17 protein-coding genes and 2 pseudogenes are annotated in these 20141 nt (G+C 64.7%); 6 read left to right on the top strand and 13 right to left on the bottom strand.

What is annotated here, in order from left to right:
* From B2W22_RS24325 to B2W22_RS24300, 6 genes and pseudogenes are all read right to left on the bottom strand, one after another.
* A pseudogene (locus tag B2W22_RS24325) lies at positions 1-473 on the bottom strand (hypothetical protein); the annotation flags it as partial.
* Positions 474-654: 181 nt separating this feature from the next.
* Entirely contained in the window at positions 655-2304 is a 1650-nt protein-coding gene (locus tag B2W22_RS24320) for a PepSY-associated TM helix domain-containing protein (RefSeq protein WP_286939842.1), read from the bottom strand.
* A 17-nt stretch (positions 2305-2321) separates the two neighbouring features.
* Entirely contained in the window at positions 2322-2612 is a 291-nt protein-coding gene (locus B2W22_RS24315) for a hypothetical protein (protein WP_239212797.1), read from the bottom strand.
* Complete coding sequence (locus tag B2W22_RS24310) at positions 2599-2901, bottom strand: hypothetical protein (protein WP_286939841.1); 303 nt, start codon at positions 2899-2901, stop codon at positions 2599-2601. The genes B2W22_RS24315 and B2W22_RS24310 overlap by 14 nt, the downstream gene beginning before the upstream one ends.
* An 88-nt stretch (positions 2902-2989) precedes the next feature.
* Positions 2990-5143, bottom strand: coding sequence for a TonB-dependent receptor (locus B2W22_RS24305; RefSeq protein ID WP_286939840.1), 2154 nt, complete (start codon positions 5141-5143; stop codon positions 2990-2992).
* 196 nt (positions 5144-5339) lie between these two features.
* Positions 5340-6221, bottom strand: coding sequence for a LysR family transcriptional regulator (locus B2W22_RS24300; RefSeq protein ID WP_286939837.1), 882 nt, complete (start codon positions 6219-6221; stop codon positions 5340-5342).
* A 103-nt stretch (positions 6222-6324) separates the two neighbouring features.
* On the opposite strand from B2W22_RS24300, the gene B2W22_RS24295 reads away from it, so the two are divergent.
* On the top strand, positions 6325-7074 hold the full coding sequence (locus B2W22_RS24295; protein ID WP_286939835.1) for an SDR family NAD(P)-dependent oxidoreductase: 750 nt from the start codon (positions 6325-6327) through the stop codon (positions 7072-7074).
* 62 nt (positions 7075-7136) lie between these two features.
* Here the strand turns inward: B2W22_RS24295 and B2W22_RS24290 are convergent.
* Positions 7137-7640: pseudogene (locus B2W22_RS24290) on the bottom strand (DUF1016 N-terminal domain-containing protein); the annotation flags it as partial.
* Between the two features lie 283 nt (positions 7641-7923).
* Here B2W22_RS24290 and B2W22_RS24285 point away from each other — a divergent pair.
* The gene (locus B2W22_RS24285) at positions 7924-9258 is read left to right on the top strand and encodes an MFS transporter (protein WP_286939833.1); all 1335 of its coding nucleotides are present in this window, start codon (positions 7924-7926) and stop codon (positions 9256-9258) included.
* A gap of 190 nt (positions 9259-9448) precedes the next feature.
* On the top strand, positions 9449-10189 hold the full coding sequence (locus B2W22_RS24280) for an SDR family oxidoreductase (RefSeq protein WP_239212789.1): 741 nt from the start codon (positions 9449-9451) through the stop codon (positions 10187-10189).
* Between the two features lie 23 nt (positions 10190-10212).
* Here B2W22_RS24280 and B2W22_RS24275 read toward each other — a convergent pair whose 3' ends face one another.
* Positions 10213-12126 (bottom strand): B12-binding domain-containing radical SAM protein, encoded by a 1914-nt coding sequence (locus tag B2W22_RS24275; protein ID WP_286939830.1) that lies wholly within the window; start codon positions 12124-12126, stop codon positions 10213-10215.
* Between the two features lie 79 nt (positions 12127-12205).
* Positions 12206-13411, bottom strand: a complete 1206-nt coding sequence (locus B2W22_RS24270) for an alpha/beta hydrolase family protein (RefSeq protein WP_286939828.1) — start codon at positions 13409-13411, stop codon at positions 12206-12208.
* Between the two features lie 251 nt (positions 13412-13662).
* Here B2W22_RS24270 and B2W22_RS24265 point away from each other — a divergent pair, with 251 nt between their 5' ends.
* From B2W22_RS24265 to B2W22_RS24255, 3 genes are read left to right on the top strand one after another with little or no spacing between them, the layout of a single operon-like run.
* The gene (locus B2W22_RS24265; protein ID WP_175136389.1) at positions 13663-14316 is read left to right on the top strand and encodes a hydrolase; all 654 of its coding nucleotides are present in this window, start codon (positions 13663-13665) and stop codon (positions 14314-14316) included.
* A 13-nt stretch (positions 14317-14329) separates the two neighbouring features.
* On the top strand, positions 14330-14629 hold the full coding sequence (locus B2W22_RS24260) for a XapX domain-containing protein (RefSeq protein WP_056561574.1): 300 nt from the start codon (positions 14330-14332) through the stop codon (positions 14627-14629).
* Positions 14622-16529, top strand: coding sequence for an amidohydrolase (locus tag B2W22_RS24255; RefSeq protein ID WP_286939826.1), 1908 nt, complete (start codon positions 14622-14624; stop codon positions 16527-16529). The genes B2W22_RS24260 and B2W22_RS24255 overlap by 8 nt, the downstream gene beginning before the upstream one ends.
* Positions 16530-16557: 28 nt before the next feature.
* Here B2W22_RS24255 and B2W22_RS24250 read toward each other — a convergent pair whose 3' ends face one another.
* The 4 genes from B2W22_RS24250 to B2W22_RS24235 all read right to left on the bottom strand — a co-directional run.
* Entirely contained in the window at positions 16558-17568 is a 1011-nt protein-coding gene (locus tag B2W22_RS24250) for a Bug family tripartite tricarboxylate transporter substrate binding protein (protein WP_218344032.1), read from the bottom strand.
* 309 nt (positions 17569-17877) lie between these two features.
* Positions 17878-18351, bottom strand: a complete 474-nt coding sequence (locus B2W22_RS28475) for a DUF6708 domain-containing protein (protein WP_349679468.1) — start codon at positions 18349-18351, stop codon at positions 17878-17880.
* A gap of 323 nt (positions 18352-18674) precedes the next feature.
* Positions 18675-18860, bottom strand: a complete 186-nt coding sequence (locus B2W22_RS24240) for a hypothetical protein (RefSeq protein WP_286939821.1) — start codon at positions 18858-18860, stop codon at positions 18675-18677.
* A partial coding sequence (locus tag B2W22_RS24235) for a T6SS effector BTH_I2691 family protein (RefSeq protein ID WP_286939820.1) occupies positions 18827-20141 on the bottom strand: 1315 nt, incomplete at its 5' end. The genes B2W22_RS24235 and B2W22_RS24240, both read right to left, overlap by 34 nt.

Genomic DNA, 20141 nt, shown 5'->3' with positions numbered 1-20141 from the left:
CCGCCCCCGCCGCCACCGCCGCCACCGCCACCCGCGCCGCCGATCAGACGTTCCGCGTTCTCGAACGGCGTGGTGTCCGTGATAACGACAGCGGTGTGCCCGGCGCCGCCATCGCCGCCGCGCATGCCGGATGTGCCACCCACGCCGGCGACACCGCTTTCACCGATAATGTCCGCCAGCGCCGAAACCGGCGCCAGCAACGCCACGCTCGCGATGAAACACGTTGCACGGCGGTGTCTGAAAGCACCTGGACCGGCGTTCCCGCGATCAACGGATATGGATTTCTTTATTTTTGCGTGACCGGTTGCCTTTGAAACCGCATGCACGCCGCTTTCCACAGAATCGCACCCGCAACGCATGTTCCCCCCTGCTTGGATTGGCTGATAAATCCGCGTCGTCATCACGCCCAGCGAGTGGACCGGGAGCGGCGCAGCCAATTTCAATTGGTCGCGCTCGACGCAGGACGTTTGCATCAGGGGTCAATGCTAGAAAACCCTTCCGAATAAACATTGAGCACAAATACTCTGACTGAATCAGATCTGTCTGGTATTCATGTTTTGACGAGGATTGGATCGCCGGGCACAGAGACTAAAAATCTGCAAGAGCGCGCGGTTTTTTTTTCTTGTATGAGGCGCCGGGCGCCCGGCCCGGCGCTCAAGCGTGCGTTTCAGCTGTGGTGTCCGCCCCGGGGCGCGAGCGCCGGAGCGCCCACGCGCTGTCTGCTTCGCCGTGCGCCAGCCGTCGCTGCGTGGCTCGCGCCATCCATGTGAACCCGAGCGCCATCGCCAGCGCGGTCGCGTCCACGCCCAGCGTTGCTGCCGACGAGTGCGCCCACAAGCCGGTTGACGGCGCCACCACGCCCAACAGTGAGGTCAACGGAATTGCCAATGTGAACGCGGCCGCCAGCCATAGCAGATGCACCGCCGCCGCTGCACCGCCTCGCACGAACGACCAGACAATGGCCGCGAAGAACGCCGCGTAGTACAGCCCTTTGATCCACATGTCCAAGTCGGCGACGTGCCCATGCAAACCCTTGGCGGCGACCATCATGAGCGAAATGCCGCACACGCTGCCCAGGCACACGCCCACTGTCGCGGACGCCATCAACCGCGTGTCGAGCCGCTGCACCGGCACCGCGCCGGTTCGCCGGTCCGCGCGCTTGCGCCGCGACTCGATCCAGAGCAGGTTGCCGCTGTAGAACAGCCACGCGCCCGCCAGCCCCAGCAGGAAATACAACCACTGCACCGCCGCGCCGCCGAAGGACGCCATGTGCAATGCAAAGAAGCTGCTGACCCACAGGTTGGCCGCATCCTGGCGACCCGGCAGGTAGTCGGTGTTGAGCACCTTGCCGCTGTACGGGTCCATCGCCACGAAGCCGCCGCGGGCGCGGGGCGACACCGCGGCCGGGTCCTTGCCCCAGATGCGGACGATGGCGCGTGGCGCGGTCACCTGCGTGTACTGCAGCGCAATGGGATCGAACGATGGCGACAGCCTGCGCGCATGCTGCAGCAACTCTTGCGGCGGCAGCATGGCGGACGGATCGCGCGGCGCGGCGTCGGACGGAGCGCCACCGCCGCGCTGGAACACCGATTCCAGCTTGCCGCCATACATCAGCCGGTCCTGAATGTCGTAGATGCCATCGTGAAACGCGAACACGACCGAGCTGAGCGCCATCACGATATGGAAAGGCAGCGAGATGATGCCCACCACGTTGTGCGCGTCCAGCCACATGCGTTTGCGGTTCTTGCCCACCCGCAGCGCGAAGAAGTCCTTGACCAGCGAAGGAAGCAGGACGATGACGCCGGACACCAGCGCAATCGCATACAGCGACGCGACGACGCCCATGAACCAGCGGTTGGGGTCGCTGTCCGTCGGCAAACCGACCACGCGATGCAGCACGTCGATGAAATTGCCCAGCCCGCTGGGCTCGGCCTCGCCGATCTGCACGGCGCCGGCAGCGTCCAGGCGGGCGACATAATGCCGCACGGATGATTCGTCATGGTCGTCGGCCTGCGGGTCGCGCACTTCCCATGCCATGCGCGCAGGCACGTTCTCGGTGGGCTGCAGATGAATGGTGAAGCCCTTGGCCACGTCGGGCCGCGCCGCCAGCGTCTTGGCGATCAGGTCGGGCGCGGTTTCAAGCGGCGCCATCGCCACGTCCGGCCGCGGCGACGCCCAGCGCGCGATAGGTTCCTTGAAGAGGGTCAGCGCGCCCGCGTAGAACGCAATGAACAGCGCCATGCCGGTCAGAATGCCCGTCCAGGTATGGACCGATTTGTAGATGCGGATGTAGTCGGCTCGCATGATGGCGATCCTCCTGCTTATAACGCGCCGGCCGCGTACAGGCCGCCGTACAGCGCCAGGCAGATCCCGCCCAGCCAGCACCAGGCGCGCAGACCGCTGCCGAAGAAGTAGACGGTGGACGCGATGCCCAGCCACACGGGCGGCACCAGCCACATGGCAAGCTGCGAGCGCGTCGCAAGCGGTACGGCGGAAGTCAAGGCGGCCAGCAGCGCGCTGGCGCCCAGGGCGATCGCGAATCCCAACAACGTGCCGGCCAGGGTCTTTGAGACCCAGTCACGGCGGATGGGCGCGGGCTTAGCGGGCGTCATCGCGTACTCCTCCGGGCATGCCTCTGCCGTACATCCGACGCAATACGCCCAGATGCGGAATCAGGCAGAAGAACAGCATCAGCGCCGTACAGAATACGAACACCGCGGTGACCACGGTGAATCCGTAGAGGCACCCCCAGCCGCCCAACGCCAGCAGCGCAATGCCTGCCGTGCGGGCGGGCGCGGCGGGCCACGGGGCGCTTGCCCATTGCTGGTTGGGCGATGCGCGATAGATGCAGAAGCAGCCGATGCACACGGCAGTCAAGCTGACAAGGATGAGGACTGGCATGGTCACCCCGGAATGAATGATGTCTGGGTCCGCCGCACGCCCCGATCGCCGGAACGGAGGGCGCGGCGGACGCCATGCAGGCCGCCTGTCAGAAGGTGATGGCGGCGGACGCCATGACGCTGCGGGCGGGCCCCAACGTCGCAATGGGCGTGGTGTCGCTGAAGATGCCCGCGTAGTAATACTTGTTGAACACGTTGTTGACGTTCAGGCGCAGCACCACGTCGCGGCCATTGACCTTCGTCGCATAGCGCGCGCCCAGGTCGACCTGGCCCCAGCCGGGGATCTCGATGTTGTTGGCCGAATCCGCGTACTGGCGCGACGTCGCCTGGACGCGTCCGGTCAGCGTCAGGCCAGGCACCCACGGCGTATCCCATTCCACCCCGGTGTTGACCTGCCAGCGCGGCGCGCCGACGGCAGTATTGCCGTTGTAGCGGCCATATGAAGTCTTGACCTGCGTGCCCTGCGTGTACGTGACGCCACCCAGCACGCGCACGCCCTGCGCGATCTCGCCAAACGTATTCCACTCGACGCCGCGCACGCGCTTTTCGCCACCGTCCGCATAGGTGGGCTGGGTGGTGGAGCCTTCGGTCACGAGCATCGGCTTTTCGATCTCGAAGAGCGCCAGCGTGTTGGTGAAGGTGCCGGCGTTCCACTTCACACCCAGCTCCTTCTGCTTGGTCTTGTAGGGCGCAAAGACTTCGCCAAAGTTGGTTGCGGTGGTGTCGGTGACGCTGTCGCCCTTGCTCAGGCCTTCCACGTAATTCGCGTAGAACGACAGATCGGGCCCCCACGGCTTGACAACCACGGCCACGGCTGGCGTCACGGCGTCTTCGTCGTAGCGCGCCGTGGTCTTGCCGGTCTTGTCGAAGTTGCTGGTCTTCACGCGCTGGTTGCGCACGCCACCGGTCACGCGCAGTTTGTCGTCCAGGAACGACATGGTGTCGACCAGCGCCAGGCTGGTCAGCGTGTTCTCGCTGGTTTTGGGCGGGCTGCCCGGCAGTGCCGGCATGACCGGCGTGATGGGGTTGTAGATGTTGGAACGGAACACCGATGCCGGACCGGTGGCCGATCCGTCCTCGAGCTTGAGGTAGGACGCCTGCAGCACGAGTTCATGGCCCACGCTTCCCGTCTTGAAGCGCGTGCGCAAGCCGCCCTCTGCGGTAGTGGCGTCGGTGTAGGCGCGCTGGCCTACGATCTGTCCGGTGAAATCGCCGTTGGGTTGGATCTGCCGGGCGTGCGTGCCGTTGATGAGGCCGGACTGGTCGCTGTCACGCCGGCCCACGCCCGCGAACGCCGATACGTGCTCATTGAAGCGGTACTCGGCCTGACCCATGACGGCGTTGCTCTGGATGCTGCCGTAGGCGGTGCTGAACTGATTGATGCGAGGATCGGGCGCCACCGGCACCACCGGGCTCGCAAACCAGAACATGGCCGGCGTGCCGCCCGTGAATGATTCCTGGCTGTGGTAGGCGTCGATGGACGCCGTCAGCGCGCTGCCGCGGTAATCCAGGCCAGCCGATAGGAATTCGCGCTTTCTGGACTGGCCGTCCAGCGTGGTGGCGCCGTCGCTGAACGAACCGTTGACGCGCGCGCCCCATTCGTTGCGGGTCCCAAAGCGCCGGCCCGCGTCAATCGTGGTGCCCAGTTGCCCATCGGACAGCCAGTCCACGCCGAACGTGGCCGTGGGCGTGTCGGTCGCACGCTTGGTGACAAGATTGACCGTTCCGCCCACCGCGCCGCTGGGCGCCATGCCGCTGAACAGCGCGTTGGGCCCCTTCAGCACTTCAACCCGCTCGACGAATTCCACGGGCGTGCGGCCCATGGGCGCCAGGCCGTACATGCCGTTGATCGCCACATCGTTCTGGTTGACGTCGAAGCCCCGGATGCGGAAGTTTTCGTAGGCGTGGCCGCTGGAGGTCGTAAAGCGCACGGACGGATCGTTCGCCATGACGTCGGCCAGCGTGCGCGCCTGCTGGTTCTTGATGAGTTCGGACGTATAGCTGGTGACGTTGAACGGCGTGTCCATGACGGACTGGTTTCCCATCAGGCCGAGCCGCGCGCCTTCTGCGACCTGCCCCCCGGCATAGACCGGCGGCAGGTCCCCGTCGCCCAAGGCGCCCGCCGTCACGGTGACCGGCTGCAACGTCGTCGCCTGCTGCGCGTCCTGCGCGTACGCCGCGTGCAACGGCAACATCAGGGTGAGCGCCACGCCAGGGGCGATTCGCGCTACCCGCGAATCCATCAAAAACAATTTTTCCTCAGACACTTTCCACGCCCTCAAGTTCAATGCAAATGAGAATGATAGGCGCTTATCTTACGAAAAATATCGTTAACACGGCAGTGGTCAACCCGGCGCGCGAAGAATTTGCGCTCGCGCAAACGATTCGATGTGGACCTGTTTTAATTCCGCCACACGTCCTGCGCTCGCTCGGATGACGCTACGCAAGCGACTGCAGCTGATCCGCCATGAATTCGATGAACAGCCGCGCCCGCATGGGCGCGTGGCGGCCGAAAGCGTGCAGCACGGACACCGGCACGCGGGGCAATTGCGCCTCGGGCAGCACCTCGGTGAGCCGCCCGGCCGCAAGGTCGTCGGCGACCGCCAGCCGCAGGATCTGGATAATGCCGAGGCCGCCCAACGCAGCCGCGCGCAGCGCCGTGCCGTCGTCGATGTCGAACACGCCCTCCGGGCGCACCACCTCCCCCGATGCGAACGTGATGGGAAAAGGGCTTCCGGCCAGCAGATATCGCACGTGCGCGTGGCGCGGCAGATCACTGATGCTGCGCGGCGTGCCACACCGCTTCAGATACGCAGGCGACGCCACCAGCGTCAGTGGCAGTTGCGCCAGTTGCCGCGCGTTCAGTTCCGAATCCGCGACACGGCCCGCGCGGATCGCAAGATCGAATCCTTCGCGGATCAGATCCACATGCCGGTCGGCAAGGCTCATTTCCAGCTTTAAGTCCGGGTGCGCGGGCAGGAAGCGGTTGACGATGGGCGTCATCAGCAGGCGCCCCAGGTCGCCGGGCGCCGTGATCCGCAGGCGCCCTTGCGCGGTCGCTGCCGGCTGCATGACCTCGCTGGCATCATCCAGCGCTCGTAGGAGCGGCGACACGCGCTCGTAGTAGGCCGCCCCCTCGGGTGTGAGCGACAGCACTCGCGTAGACCGCTGGAACAGCCGGATGCCGAAACGCCGCTCCAGCCGCGCGATGGCCTTGGACACGGCAGAAGGCGACGTGCCCAGGATCCGGCCGGCGCTGCTGAAGGAGCCGGCCTCGACGGCAGTGGCAAAGGCAACCAGCGCGGAAACGTCAGGCGGCATGTCCATTGATGACCTTGCGGAATAGGTGCTTGTACAGAAACTCCCTATTTAACGCCTTTTGGAATAGATAGAGTGGCCTTTCCTTCATCTTTCTGGAAAAGCCATGACCCAACTACAGGGAAAAGTCGCCCTCATCACCGGGGGCAATAGCGGCATCGGGCTCGCTTCCGCCCTCGCCTTCGCCCAGGCCGGCGCGCAGGTCGTCATCCTGGGCCGCCGGCAGGACGCGGTGGACGCAGCCGTGCGCGCCATCGGCCATGACGCGCTGGGTATCACGGGGGACGTGGCCGATCTGGACACGCACGAGCGCGTGGTCGCCGACGTCCGGCAACGCTTCGGCGGCCTGGACATCTACCTGGCCAACGCCGGCGTCGCCATTCTGGAGCCGTCGGCGCAGGTGTCCGTCGAACACTACGATCGTCAGTTCGCAACCAACACGCGCGGGGTGTTTTTTGGCGTGACCAAAGCCCTGCCCGTACTGAACGACGGCGCGTCCATCATCCTGGTCAGCTCGATTGCCAGCGCCAAGGTGCTGGAAGGCCATGCCGTCTATGCAGCAAGCAAGGCCGCCATCGAAGCCATGGCCCGCAGTTGGGCGCTGGAACTGAAGGCGCGGCGCATCCGCGTCAACGTCATCAGCCCCGGCCCGGTGGATACGCCCATCCTGGAAAAGCTGGGACTGCCCGCTGATCAGCGCGCGGGGCTGGACGACGCCATGGCCGCCGCCATTCCGCTGGGCCGGATGGGCCGCTCCGACGAACTGGCGCGTGCCGCGCTGTATCTGGCCAGTGACGAGAGCAGCTTTGTCACAGGCGCCAACCTGCGGCTGGACGGGGGCATGGCGCTGACGTAGTGCGCTGCCGCACAGAGAGGATGTCAGCCGGAGGCATCAATGCCGAGCAATTTGGCTCGACGCGACTCAAGGAGACGCCGCGTGTTTTCCAGTTCCTTTTGCAGCAGTTCGGCATCTGGCAGCACGGCAGACCAAGGAAGCGTGAAGCGTTGCGAGAGTTCGGAGAGGCTAAAAATCCCAGGCGCCGTCTGGGATTTGTCGCAAGGCGCCTGGTTCTCCAATTTCCCAGACGGTGTCTGGGAAATCTTTGGCTCGGGGTACGCAAGAAAAAAGCGTCGCATGCTTTCCAGGTTGTTGACGCCGAACCCCCGCCCAAATCGGGCCGTCAGATCAGCAGACAGACGTTCCAACAACTGCTCGCCGTAGCCGGCCCGCCGTCTGCCCTTCTGCTCCGCTTCGACGATCCGGCGGCCAATCTCCCAATAGCTGGCCGTCATCAGTGCATTGACGCTGCGCGCCGCCGCCTGGCGCGCGGCATCCAGCAGTGCCACGATGCCGCCGTGAAAAGCGCCATAATCGGCCGGCGCGGCGCGAGGCCTCGTCACTGCGGGCATCTTTCTTGTCATGCTGTCATCTCCTTCGAATGCAACGGGCCGTCCGCACACTGTATCGACGCTGATCAGCCTGCGTAGCACGGCAAGGGTCAAATTTGTCCCGCCGGACCGCCCGCCAACAAGCGCTACAATCCGCGCCGGATTCCCGCCGAGCGTGCCCCGAGCACCCGGCCCGCGCCCAAGCGCATGGCATTGCCCTCCCAAGCCAGGCGAACCATGACGCATTCCCCCAAACCCATTGATCGTTTGTCCGGTCGCACCGGATGCTTTTGCTGTTCTGGAAATCGAGGATTTCATGTCTCGGCAGTTGTTGGGCCTGGTGCTCGGGCCCCTACTTGGCTTGTTCGTTGTCTGCATCGGCAACGCTTTCATCTCTTCCCTCACGACCCTGCAGTTGGACGCCGCCGGCGAATCGGCCACGGTGGTCGGCATCATTTCGTCGTCGTACTTCATCGGGCTGACCCTGGGCGCGATCTTCAATGACCGCCTGATCCTGCGCATCGGCCATATCCGCGCCTACAGCAGCTTTGCGTCCCTGATCGCCGTGACGGTGCTGCTGCAGGGCCTGATCTTCAATCGCGAGGCTTGGTTCATGCTGCGCCTGATCAACGGCTGGGCAAGCGTCGGCGTCTTTCTGGTGGTCGAGAGCTGGCTGCTGCTGGCGGGCGATGCCAAGATGCGCGGCCGTCTGCTGGCGCTGTACATGATCGCGCTGTATGGCTCGGGCATGCTGGGCCAGCTGGAGCTGGGCGCGATCACGCGGCTGGGCGACATGGCGCCGTTCATGGTGGCCGGCCTGCTGGCGTCACTGTCCGTGCTGCCGATGGTGATCATTCCGCGCGTGTCGCCGCTGGTGGAACGCGTCGAGCCGCTGTTGCCGCAGCATCTGGCGCGCATGACGCCCACCGGCGTGATGGGTTGCTTTGGATCGGGCGTGGCCATTGCCGCGGTCTACACACTGCTGCCGCTCTATCTGCAGCGCATCGGCCTGGACGTTGCCGAGGTCGGCAAGATGATGGGCGCGGTGATTCTGGGCGCCATGGTGCTGCAGTATCCGGTGGGACGCTGGTCGGATCTGCGAGACCGGCAGGTGGTGCTGATCGCGCTGGCCGTATTCTGCGCCGTGCTCAGCCTGCTGATCCTGATGCTGCCGCCGGGCTCGTCCTTCTTGATGCCGCTGCTGTTCCTGCTGGGCGGCGGCGTCTTTGCGATCTATCCGGTCGCCGTCAGCCACGCGGCCGACCGCGCGCCGGCCGACGCGCTGGTGCGTATGATCCAGGGGCTGCTGCTGATCAACTCGCTGGGATCGGCGCTCAGTCCGCTGGCGATTTCGCCGGTGATGGCGAAGTTTGGCGAAGCGGGCCTGTTCTGGTGCTTTGCGCTGTTGAACCTGGGGTTGGTCACGTTCTTTGTCTGGCGCCGCAACGAGCGTCCCGCGCCCGCCCCCGTGGCGCCCTTTGCTGCCGCCGCGCAGATGTCGCCGGTGGGGGTGGAGCTGCGCGTGACCGATGACCTGATCCAGGGCGCGCTCGACCACGAAATGACCGAGGATCTGACCAACGCGGTACACGGCGCCGAGGCCGCCGAGCCCTTGCTGAACACCGTGCCGGACGCGCCGCCGACGGCCTGAGGGGCGGCATCAAGCCGCAGATTCCGCACGTTTTTGCGCCAGCACGGCGGGCCGGAACGCGCGCAAGCAGGGGGAATCGTACCGGCATGTATCCGCGATTCCTGCCGCACACACTGCGACTTGAATCCGGTGATGCACGGGCGCGGGTTCAGCGGGATGATGCAAGCACCTACTGAAAACGGTGCACATCATGGAACAAATCCCACCCCTTGAATCCCCCGCCGCGCTCGTGTTCGGCGGCTCCCGCGGCATCGGCGCCGCCATTGCCGCTAGGCTCGCGGAAGCCGGCTATGCAGTGGCGCTAACGTACGCCAGCCGCGCGGACAGCGCCAACGCGGTCGTCGCGTCCATCGAGGCCAGCGGCGGTCGCGCGCTGGCCATTGAAGCCGACAGCGCCGACCCGCAAGCCATCGCATGCGCAGTGGATACCGCCGTGCAACAGTTCGGGCCGCTGAGTGTCGCTGTCGTCAACGCCGGCATCTACCGTGCCAACCCGATCAGCGCAGTCCCGCTCGACGAGCTGGACCAGATGCTGGCAGTGAACGTGCGCGGCGTGTTTTTGGCCATCCAGGCGTCGGCCGCCAACATGCGCGACGGCGGACGGATCATCACCATCGGCAGCAACACCGCCATCCGGACCGGCTCGCCCGGCAGCAGCGTCTACGCCATGACCAAGGCCGCCGTCGCCGCGATGGTCAGCGGCGCGGCGCTGGACCTTGCACCACGCCGCATCACGGTCAACAACATCCAGCCGGGTCCCATCCAGACGGACCTGACGGCGGAATGGACGGCGCAGCTTATTCCCCGCATTCCGCTGGGGCGCATGGGCAAATCGACTGAAATCGCGGGTCTTGCGGCATTTCTGGCGGGGGCCGACGCCGGCTACATCACGGGCGCCAGCCTGACTGCGGATGGCGGCTTCGTGCTGTAACGACGCAAGCCAGGCCTGGACCACTACCCCCGCTGGCTCAGCGCGCGCGCAATGCGATTGCGCGCCACCGTCGTGCGCGGCACCTTGAACGGGAACCAGCTGCGCACGTCCTCTTCCAGGCCGATGCCGTGCATGAAGTTGTAGATGGCCTTCTTCAAGCCCTTGCCCAGCGCGTCGTGATCCACGCCCGTGGGGTCGTGAAAGCCCACGTCGTTCTTGGCGAACGTGACGTCAGGCAAGGGCTTGAGCGTGATGCCGTATTCGTCCGGATTCAGGCCGACGGGTGAATGCACCGTACAGGCGAAGCGGTGAAAGAACCCGCTCTGGATGCAGTCATTCTCAAATAGCTGGCGTACGTACTCCAATGCGTCCACCGTGTCCTGCACGGTCTGCGTCGGAAAGCCGTACATCAGATAGGCGTGCACCAGCACGCCAGCATCGCTGAACGCGCGCGTCACGCGCGCCACCTGGTCGATCGACACGCCCTTCTTCATCAGGTTCAAGAGCCGGTCCGACGCAACCTCCAGGCCACCGGACACCGCAATGCAGCCGCTGTCGGCCAGCAGTTCGCACAGTTCCGGGCTGAAGGTCTTTTCGAAGCGGATGTTGCCCCACCACGAAATGCCGGCGTTGCGCTCGATCAGCTCGGCTGCCAGCGCCTTCAACGCCTTGGGCGGCGCCGCTTCGTCCACGAAATGAAAGCCGGTCTGCCCGGTCTCGGCCACGATGGTCTGAATGCGATCGGCCAGCACGGATGCGGATGCGCCCTCGTAACGGCCGATATAGTCCAGCCCCACGTCGCAGAAGCTGCACTTCTTCCAGTAACAGCCGTGGGCGACGGTCAGCTTGTTCCAGCGGCCGTCGCTCCAGAGGCGGTTCATCGGGTTCAGCATGTCCAGCAGCGACAGGTAGCGATCCAGCGGCAGGCCGTCCCACGTGGGCGTGCCCACTTCGGCGAACGCGACGTCCGGTTCAACCAAGTTGACGTACCGCACCGCGCCGCTGTCCGCATCGCGCACAAACGTGCGCACCAGCCGCTGGCGCGACCGCTTGCCCTGCACGTGCTCCAGCAGCGCCAGCAAGGGACGCTCGCCAGCGTCCAGGGTGACGAAGTCGAAGTAATCGAACACGCGCGGGTCTTTCAGTTCGCGCAGCTCGGTGTTGACGAAGCCACCGCCCAGCACGGTGACGATGGTGGGGTCCTGCGCCTTGATGGCCTGCGCGATGCGAAAGGCTGCATACACCGCGCCCGGGAACGGCACCGACAGCAGAACCATCGTCGGCTTGTGACGCGCCAGCGCCGCATCCGTCAGTTCGCGCAGCGTCTCGTCCACCAGGTTCATCGGTGCAGCCAGCGCCTCTGCCAGCGGGTCGAACGTCGGCTGGCTGCCCGCAAGCGATTCGGCATAGCGCACGAATTCAAAGCGCGGGTCGATGGCGTCACGCAGCACATCGGCCAGGTCGTTCAGATACAGCGTGGCCAAATGCTTGGCCCGGTCCTGCAGGCCCAGCGCGCCAAACGCCCACGCCAGCGGATCGCCCCCATCCTCGTCCAGATAGACGTCCAGCGAGCTGAAGCGCGGGCCTTCCGGCAGATAGTTGCGCCCGGCAATGCGGTGCGCCAGCGTGGGATCGCGGCCTTGCAGAAAGCCGATCACCGGGACAATGGTCGCCAGATAGCGCGCCTGCATGGCGACGAAGGCCTGGATCGGTTGCGTGTGTTTTTCAAGAGGCAGCGCGTCGATACGCTGCGCCATGGCACGCAGGCCGTCGGCCGACAACAGGCGCAGCACCAGGGCAAGCGCCAGATCCTCCTGATACGCGGTGACCTCGCGCGAACGCAGGAAGCCGGTCAGGTAGGCGGTGGACGGGTACGGGGTATTCAGCTGCGTCATCGGTGGAATCACCGACAGCACGCGCAAAGGCAAGGTCGACATGAGGCACGGCAGGACTGCCGTCTTAAAAGCGGGGATCGGTGCAATTATAGGCAGCGCGGCGGGCGCGGCCCGGTCCGCCCTACAGCACGCCGTCCAGCCAGTCCAACACGCGGCGGTTCAACAGCGAGCGGTTCGCGGATTCGCAGTGATCCCCCGCGCCCTCCTGCGCGGTGAAGCGCAGCAGCGTCTTGGGGCAGCGCAACTCGTCGAAGAACTGCAGCGTGCCAGCCGCCAACGGGTCGTTTTCGGCCAGCGTCATGAGCGTCGGGCACGTAATCTGGTCGACCCGGCCCTCCAGGGTGAACGGCTCGATTGCTCGCAGGTAGTCACGCAGATTGTCCACGCCGTGCACCCAGAAGCCGCGCTGCACCACCTTCCACGTCAGCACGGGGCTGGCCGTGACGAACTGCCAGAGGCGGTCCATCACGGGCTGGTCCACCTCACCCAGGTTCTGCGCGCTTTCCGGGCTGGCGCCCAGCTTGACGGCCAACGGCCGGAACGAGCCCGCGAGGCTACGTTGGCCCGGGTCCGCAATGCAGGCCGCCAGCCGGGGTTCGCCGGACGCCGCGCGTGGCGCCAGGTGGCCGCCCAGGCTCCAGCCGCTGAGTGCGATGCGTTTGGGGTCCACGATAGGCAGCGTGATCGCGTAGTCCACCACGGCGCCCACCACCGTCTCCCAATCGGGCCGCATTGTCACGCCCTGTTCGTACAGCATGCCGCCCTGCCCTGGCCCGTCAAACACCAGGGCGTGATAACCCCGGCGCGACGCGGCCACGGCGCTTGCAAAATACATATCCGTCACCGTGGCGTCATAACCGTTGGTGAAGATGACGAGCGGCCTGACGTCAGTGTGGTGGCCGACAGCCGGAATCAGATATGCCGGCATATTCGCGCCGACCAGCGGGATGCACGCGGGCATGACGGGATGCGCAGACAGCGCGAGGCCTCGGTCGAAAGCCGCGATCTGCTTGCGAAAGGCCGCCAGCAACCGTGCATCTGTCGGCGCGCCATATAGCGGCCGGTAAGCCGTGCAATAGAAGGCGCTGGCTCGCAAGTGCAGTTCACGCGCGCTGGCGACAAGGTTGCGGCGTTCGGCGTCTTGCGCCTCGGCGGTCAACCGATCACCCGCCGCCATCCAGGCCTCGAAGAATGCGGTGTCGTCCCCGTCGCCCACCGCCCGGCCCACCGCCAGCATTTCCCCCAGATCGGCACCGCCATAGGGTATGTAGGCGGCCGGCCGCATGCCGAAGTCGTCGTGCAGGTCGTTCTGGAAAGCCATGCCCATGGGATTCTCCGAAAAGGAAATGTTGCGACGCGCCGGGACCGAAGCAGCGTAACCGAGCGACGCGCCCGTGGCGATACACCGTTTCGGCAATGCGTTTCGCCGATGCGCCCGGCCTATGCAGACCGTCTTTGCCGAAATGATCGCCCGCCGCGATCACAATCTTCAAACCGGCGGACTATCGTTCAATACGGCCCGCCGGGCGGCTGGCACATTGCCGGGGTCTCACACCCCGGCAACCGAAGGAATCACCCGTGCCTGTCATTGCGACCCCCGCTCCCGGCGCCAAGCTGCTGTCCCCGCACGATCACACGCTGATCATGATCGACTTCCAGTCGCAGATGGCGTTCGCCACCCATTCCATCGACGCCGTCACGCTGCGCAGCAACGCCGCGTTGGTCGCCCATGCGGCCGCCGGGTTCGGCGTGTCCACGATCCTGACGACGGTTGCCGAAAAAAGCTTCTCCGGCCCCATGTTCGAGGAAGTCACCGCCCCGTTCCCCGGCCGGCCGCTGCTGGACCGCACGTCCATGAACACCTGGGAAGACGCCGCCGTCATCAAGCAGGTCAATGAAATCGGCAAGAAGCGCATCGTGCTTGCCGGGCTGTGGACCAGCGTGTGCATCGTCGGTCCGGCCCTGTCGGCGCTGGATCAGGGCTTTGAAGTCTATGTGATCACCGACGCCTGCGGCGACGTGTCCGCCGAAGCCCATAACCGTGCCATTGAGCGTATCGTTCAGGCAGGCGGCCAGCCGGTCACCGCGTTGCAGTACCTGCTGGAATTGCAGCGCGACTGGGCCCGCATCGACACCTACGACATGACGACCGGCATTGCCCGGAAGTTCGGCGGCGCCTATGGCCTGGGCATCATCTACGCCAAGTCCATGTTCAACGCCCACGAAGGCTGACAGGAGCGCGCCAATGAAGGTCTACCTCGTTTCCTTGGGTCTCGGCCTGTTGGTCGGTATCATCTACGCCCTTTTCAATGTGCGATCGCCGGCGCCACCGGTGATCGCGCTGGTTGGCCTGCTGGGCATCCTGGCTGGGGAACAGATTCCCCCGCTGGTCAAGCGCCTGCTGGCGGACGAGCCCACCCGCACGTCCTTCATCCATGAACAGGTAAAACCGCATATGTTCGGCGAATTGCCCAGCTGCCCCAAGGCGTCCGCCGACACCGCCCAACAACCCGCCGATGCATGTGGAGACAAGCGCAATGGCTGACACCCTGGATCCCGCGCGCCAAGGCGCCCCCGACCTCATCCTGCATCAGGGCCGTTTCACGACCCTGGACCCCGCCAGCCCCGTCGCCGACGCGGTCGCCATCAAGGATGGCCGTTTCACGCGTGTGGGCGCCGCCAGCGACATTCTGCCCCTGGCCGGCCCGGCCACCCGCGTCATCGCGCTGAACGGACGGGGCGTATTGCCCGGCCTGATCGACAATCACCTGCACATCATCCGCGGCGGCCTGAACTACAACATGGAACTGCGCTGGGACGGCGTGACCAGCCTGGCCGACGCCATGGCCATGCTGCGCCGCCAGGTCGCCATCACGCCCGCTCCGCAATGGGTGCGCGTGGTCGGCGGTTTCACCGAACACCAGTTCGCGGAAAAACGCCTGCCCACCATCGAGGAACTGAACGCGGTGGCGCCCGATACGCCCGTGTTCATCCTGCACCTGTACGACCGCGCCCTGCTTAACGCCGCCGCCCTGCGCGCGGTTGGCTACGACAAGAACACGCCCGCGCCTCCCGGCGGCGAAATCGTCCGGGATTCGGCCGGCAACCCAACCGGGCTGCTGCTTGCCAAGCCCAACGCATCGATCCTGTACGCCACGCTGGCCAAGGGGCCCAAGCTGCCCTTCGAATACCAGGTCAATTCCACGCGCCACTTCATGCGCGACCTGAACCGCCTGGGCGTCACGGGCGCCATCGATGCGGGCGGTGGCAACCAGAACTACCCCGAGGACTATCAGGTCATTCAGCAACTGGCCGACGCCGGTCAACTGACGATCCGCCTGGCCTACAACCTTTTCACCCAGAAACCCAAGCAGGAAAAGGAAGACTTCCTGAACTGGACGGCCACCTCCCAGTACAAGCAAGGCACCGATTACTTCCGCCACAACGGCGCGGGCGAGATGCTGGTGTTTTCGGCGGCCGACTTCGAAGATTTCCGCCAGCCGCGCCCCGAGATGGGTCCCGAAATGGAAGGCGATCTCGAGGAAGTCGTGCGCATCCTGGCGCAGAACCGCTGGCCCTGGCGCATGCACGCCACCTATGACGAGACCATCTCGCGCTCGCTCGACGTATTCGAACGCGTGAACAAGGACGTTCCGCTGGCCGGGCTGAACTGGTTCTTCGACCACGCCGAGACGATTTCCGAGCGCTCCATCGACCGCATCGCCGCGCTCGGCGGCGGTGTGGCCGTGCAGCACCGCATGGCCTACCAGGGCGAATACTTTGTCGAGCGCTACGGCGCCGGTGCCGCCGAGGCCACGCCGCCCGTCAAGCGCATGCTTGAAAAAGGCGTCAACGTGTCGGCGGGCACCGATGCCACCCGCGTCGCCTCGTACAACCCGTGGGTGTCGCTGTCGTGGCTCATCACGGGCAAGACGGTGGGCGGCCTGCGGTTGACCCCGCAGCGCAATTGCCTGGACCGCGACGCCGCCCTGCGCATGTGGACCGAGAACGTCACCTGGTTCTCGAACGAACAGGGCAAAAAGGGCCGCATCGCCGTCGGCCAGCTTGCCGACCTGATCGTGCCCGATCGCGACTTCTTCTCGTGCCCCGAATCCGACATCGCCGACACGAGCAGCCTGCTGACCGTCGTGGGCGGCAAGGTGGTCTGGGGCGCAGGCGAGTTTTCCGAACACGACGAGGCCGCCCCGCCGCCCGCCATGCCCGACTGGTCGCCCACGCGCCTGTTCGGCGGCTACGGCGCCTGGGGCGACAGCGAGGGCAAGCCTTTGCAGGCCACCCTGCGCGAGGCGGCCGCTGCCTGCGCGTGCGCCAACGACTGCAATGTCCACGGCCACCAGCACGCCGGGGCCTGGGCCAGCAAGCTGCCCGTTTCCGACCTGAAGGGTTTCTGGGGCGCGCTGGGCTGCGCCTGCTGGGCCGTCTGAGGATGCATTGCGCGGCCGGGGCTTCCCGTCAGTTGACGGTGATGCCCCCCTCGCGAATGACTTTTGCCCACTGCTCGATCTCGGCGTTCAGCCGGGCCTTCGACGCTTCCACATCCAGCGCGTCAGCGTAAACGCCCTGCTGCAGCAGTTGGGCCTTGGCATCGTCCTTGGCCAGCGCCGTGGTCAGCGCCTTATTGATCTTGGCCACGATAGGAGCCGGCGTGCCCGCCGGCGCCATCACGCCAAAGAGCGAACTGACGTTGAAGCCGCTGAACCCTTGCTCCTCGGCAGTGGGAATATCCGGCAGCATCGAAACGCGCTGCGGCGTCAGCACGGCCAACGGGCGCAACTGGCCAGATTTGATGAACGAGATTGCAGCAGGAACCGTCTCGGTCATCGTTTCGACCTGTCCCCCGACCAGATCGGTCATGGCCGGACCGCTGCCGCGATAAGCCACGTGCACGATGTTGACACCCGCGATCTGCTTGAACAGCTCCATCGCCATGCGCTGCGGCGCGCCGGCGCCCGACGAGGCGAAGTTGAGCTTTCCCGGATTCGCCTTGGCGTAGGTCACCAGTTCGGACAGCGATTTGATCGGCAGCTTGGGATTGACCACGGCCACCAGCGGCACGAAACCCACCACGCCGGCGGGCGCGAAGTCCTTGCGCAGGTCGTATGGGATCGTGTCCTTCTCCAGGGTCGCCATGACCGAGTGCGAGGTCAGCGCGCCCATCAGGAGCGTATAGCCGTCGGGCTGAGCCCGCGCCACCTCGGCAGCGCCGATGTTTCCGCCAGCGCCGCCCCGGTTCTCGATCACAACCTGGCCGCCGATCTCATCGCTCAGGCGCTGGCCCACGATGCGTCCGATAACGTCGGTTGCGCCTCCCGGCGGGTAAGGAATGATCAGGCGGATGGGTTTGCTGGGATAGCTGTCGGCGGCCTGCGCGGAGGCAAGGCTGGGGACGGCGAATGCGGCAGCTGCGATGAAGGCTGCAGCGACGATGTTGACGCGCTTGCGCGCGGCATGCGTACAGATCATGGTTGTCTCCCGATGCGTTCCTATGGCTGGAAAGCTTTAGACGCATGTTCGCAAACTCTCGCCTGCGCAAAGAGAAAAACTTTTATGGTCTGACAACAAAATCCTTGCGAGTCTTAGGGCATCTGGATGAGGGAAAGGCGCTTACCCGAGGTCGACGCGCTTTAGGCTGAGGCTTTCTCAGACTTCGGGATATGCATGGTGTTGCCAGAGGCAAAAGCTGAATCGGCCCGGGTACTTGGATAGGACAACGTCGCTCCTGCTCGCTCACGCTTTCAGGGACGTCCGCCGGTTGGTGAACCGCTAACGGCCTCACGGCCAGGTGCGCGACTCGAGATCCAAATCAGCGGGCCACTGAACTTTCGGCGCCAGTCGCAGGCCCGGGTCGAACGCCGGTACGTAATTGTTCCAGTCGCGCGGTGGGTTCGAATACTTCGGCAGCGCCCCGGGTCCCTGGTTCATGAACGCGCGCGCCATCGCCCACATATGTTCGCCATTGGCATTGCTGCCTGCCAGTTGAAAACGGTCGACGATGTGATTGGTGTCCGGCGCGACTACGGCGATGTCAACGCCCCAAGCGAAGAACGGCACACCGCTGGGGCTCGGGGCCATACGACTCCAGGATTCGGCTCGAAGGTCTGCCCAATTGAAGACGATAGGGCAAACGCCCCAACCTCTGCGGCTTATCGGGCCGCCGCGGTGAAACCGATACAGGTAGACTTTGCCGCGCTTGCGATTGAAGCGGATTGGTTCGTCTCTAGGCGGGCATATACTCGCTCTTAACATGCCTATTCCCCCGATTCCCGCGCCAATGGATACAGCGGTCATGAAAGTTGGCAGGGCTAAGACTCCAACATCTGCGCCTATGAGTCTGACGCAAAAAAAATAGATCAAGGACAGCAGTGCCGTAACCAACACTACGAGAGAGAAAAAGAGCAAGACGGTACGATTCCCTCGCCTTGTCGCGCTTAATTCCAAGTATTTGTCGTTCGCGAAATTCGGAGGCCGCCCAATGGGAAATAACGGCCCGGAGGGGGCAACTTGTGGCAACGGCAGATCGGCCCTCCAGCCGTCAGTTGGATCATCGAGTAGTGGTTTGGCGCCTTTCATCACTTGACCTCCACCACTTCCACACTGGCCACGACTTCCGAATCGTGAATATTTGGAAAATATTCCAAGGAGAGCCGCACCTGGTCGATATCCTGCTTTCTTTTGAGTTTTGTATTCCCCTCAATAATAAGAAAGCGCGTTTCCACCCCATCTATTGCGGTGATTTTTTGATCCAGGCTTCCCACGCGCGCGCCGACGGCCCGGTGACGGGCTGAATGTTGCCCTCGGAATCTTGTTTAGGTGTTGCTTCGGTAATGCCGCCGCTCAGGCACAGCTCCATGGTGCGGATGTAACCCACTACTGAGTACGCATTCTGCGCATCGTAGTCATGGTGCTCCGCCAGACGGAACATCGGGTTGTTGAGGATCTGGTCTGTGTAGAGTTCGGCCAGCTTGTCCACTTGCGTCTGCAACCGCGCCTTGTGCGCTTCGAACGCCCTCTCCCAACTGGCGCGCGCAGCTTCGTCGTATCTCTCATCAAGGCGCGCAAGCAGCTTCTCAGCCTTGTGCTCGACCTGTTCGGCTCGCTCGCGGACGGGATCGCCGAATACCGGCGGCCCCGCCGTTCCACTGTGGTAAGCATAGGGACTGTGGGCAATGGCGTTGTCCGCGGCCACTTTGCAGAGTTCACGCAGGCGCTTCAGGCTTTCGGACGTGAAGAATTTGTAGTTGTTGAGCGGGTCTGCCTCGTAAGCCTGCCGCTCCCTTAGCCAACCCAGGCGCTGATGATTGATTTCCTGGACCATCCCGACCGGGTCCGGCAGGACCAACGCCAACACGCCATTCGGCAATTGCTCGCGCTGTGTCTGAGTCCGGACGAAACCCTCCAGGGCGTTCAAGCGATGATTGCGCGAGCAAAAGCCGTGCACGCTGACAAAATCCCCAATGGTCGGGGTCGCATATTCCAGCACATGCTGATCGACCTGAAGGCTCTGCTCCATCATCGCGATGCCTACGCTCGCGGGATCGTTCCGGGCAGTCTGCAAGTCAAGCTCGTAAAACCGGGCGGCCATTGGCGACCTTTCGCCCGCGAAACTGTGGAGATAGCGATTCAATACGCTGTCGGACCACGGATCGCTGGAGAACGCTATCCACGCGGTCTTAAACAGTTTGGTGTCGATGTTGATGAACGAAGCCGGGACGTCGTGGTCGCGGTGGATACATCTTTCGCTCAGCGGCTCTGGGGCTGCCCGCGGCATGGAAAATGGGTTGAACTGACGCAGCGCCCCTTCGGGCGTCACCTGATAAGCCTGCCACTCTCGCTTGTCGAGCAGCACATAGAGATACCCTTCACGTAGGGTACGCGGCTGGTCGAGCCGCAACGGCACGGCAGCCAGATCGCCGCCGCCGGCAAGCGGCCGCTTTGCTGTCGCGGTAGGCTTCGGCGCGTAGGCCATTCCCGACGGAAGGCTTGGCCGGCCAGTGCGTTCGCAGGCGTTACATGTGCCCGTAGGCTTCGGGACAGCC

The organism is Achromobacter sp. UBA4530, from assembly GCF_002388205.1.
GTDB classification, from domain to species: domain Bacteria; phylum Pseudomonadota; class Gammaproteobacteria; order Burkholderiales; family Burkholderiaceae_B; genus Achromobacter; species Achromobacter animicus.
Note: the sequence above shows the minus strand (reverse complement) of the source record. Positions and strands in the feature narration are given on the sequence as shown.

Bases quoted from the DNA above. Each gene is read 5' to 3' on its own strand.
- B2W22_RS24320 (WP_286939842.1), bottom strand. From the start codon at position 2,304: ATGCGAGCCGACTACATCCGCATCTACAAATCGGTCCATACCTGGACG.
- B2W22_RS24315 (WP_239212797.1), bottom strand. From the start codon at position 2,612: ATGACGCCCGCTAAGCCCGCGCCCATCCGCCGTGACTGGGTCTCAAAG.
- B2W22_RS24310 (WP_286939841.1), bottom strand. From the start codon at position 2,901: ATGCCAGTCCTCATCCTTGTCAGCTTGACTGCCGTGTGCATCGGCTGC.
- B2W22_RS24305 (WP_286939840.1), bottom strand. From the start codon at position 5,143: ATGGATTCGCGGGTAGCGCGAATCGCCCCTGGCGTGGCGCTCACCCTG.
- B2W22_RS24300 (WP_286939837.1), bottom strand. From the start codon at position 6,221: ATGCCGCCTGACGTTTCCGCGCTGGTTGCCTTTGCCACTGCCGTCGAG.
- B2W22_RS24295 (WP_286939835.1), top strand. From the start codon at position 6,325: ATGACCCAACTACAGGGAAAAGTCGCCCTCATCACCGGGGGCAATAGC.
- B2W22_RS24285 (WP_286939833.1), top strand. From the start codon at position 7,924: ATGTCTCGGCAGTTGTTGGGCCTGGTGCTCGGGCCCCTACTTGGCTTG.
- B2W22_RS24280 (WP_239212789.1), top strand. From the start codon at position 9,449: ATGGAACAAATCCCACCCCTTGAATCCCCCGCCGCGCTCGTGTTCGGC.
- B2W22_RS24275 (WP_286939830.1), bottom strand. From the start codon at position 12,126: ATGTCGACCTTGCCTTTGCGCGTGCTGTCGGTGATTCCACCGATGACG.
- B2W22_RS24270 (WP_286939828.1), bottom strand. From the start codon at position 13,411: ATGGGCATGGCTTTCCAGAACGACCTGCACGACGACTTCGGCATGCGG.
- B2W22_RS24260 (WP_056561574.1), top strand. From the start codon at position 14,330: ATGAAGGTCTACCTCGTTTCCTTGGGTCTCGGCCTGTTGGTCGGTATC.
- B2W22_RS24255 (WP_286939826.1), top strand. From the start codon at position 14,622: ATGGCTGACACCCTGGATCCCGCGCGCCAAGGCGCCCCCGACCTCATC.
- B2W22_RS24250 (WP_218344032.1), bottom strand. From the start codon at position 17,568: ATGATCTGTACGCATGCCGCGCGCAAGCGCGTCAACATCGTCGCTGCA.
- B2W22_RS28475 (WP_349679468.1), bottom strand. From the start codon at position 18,351: ATGTTAAGAGCGAGTATATGCCCGCCTAGAGACGAACCAATCCGCTTC.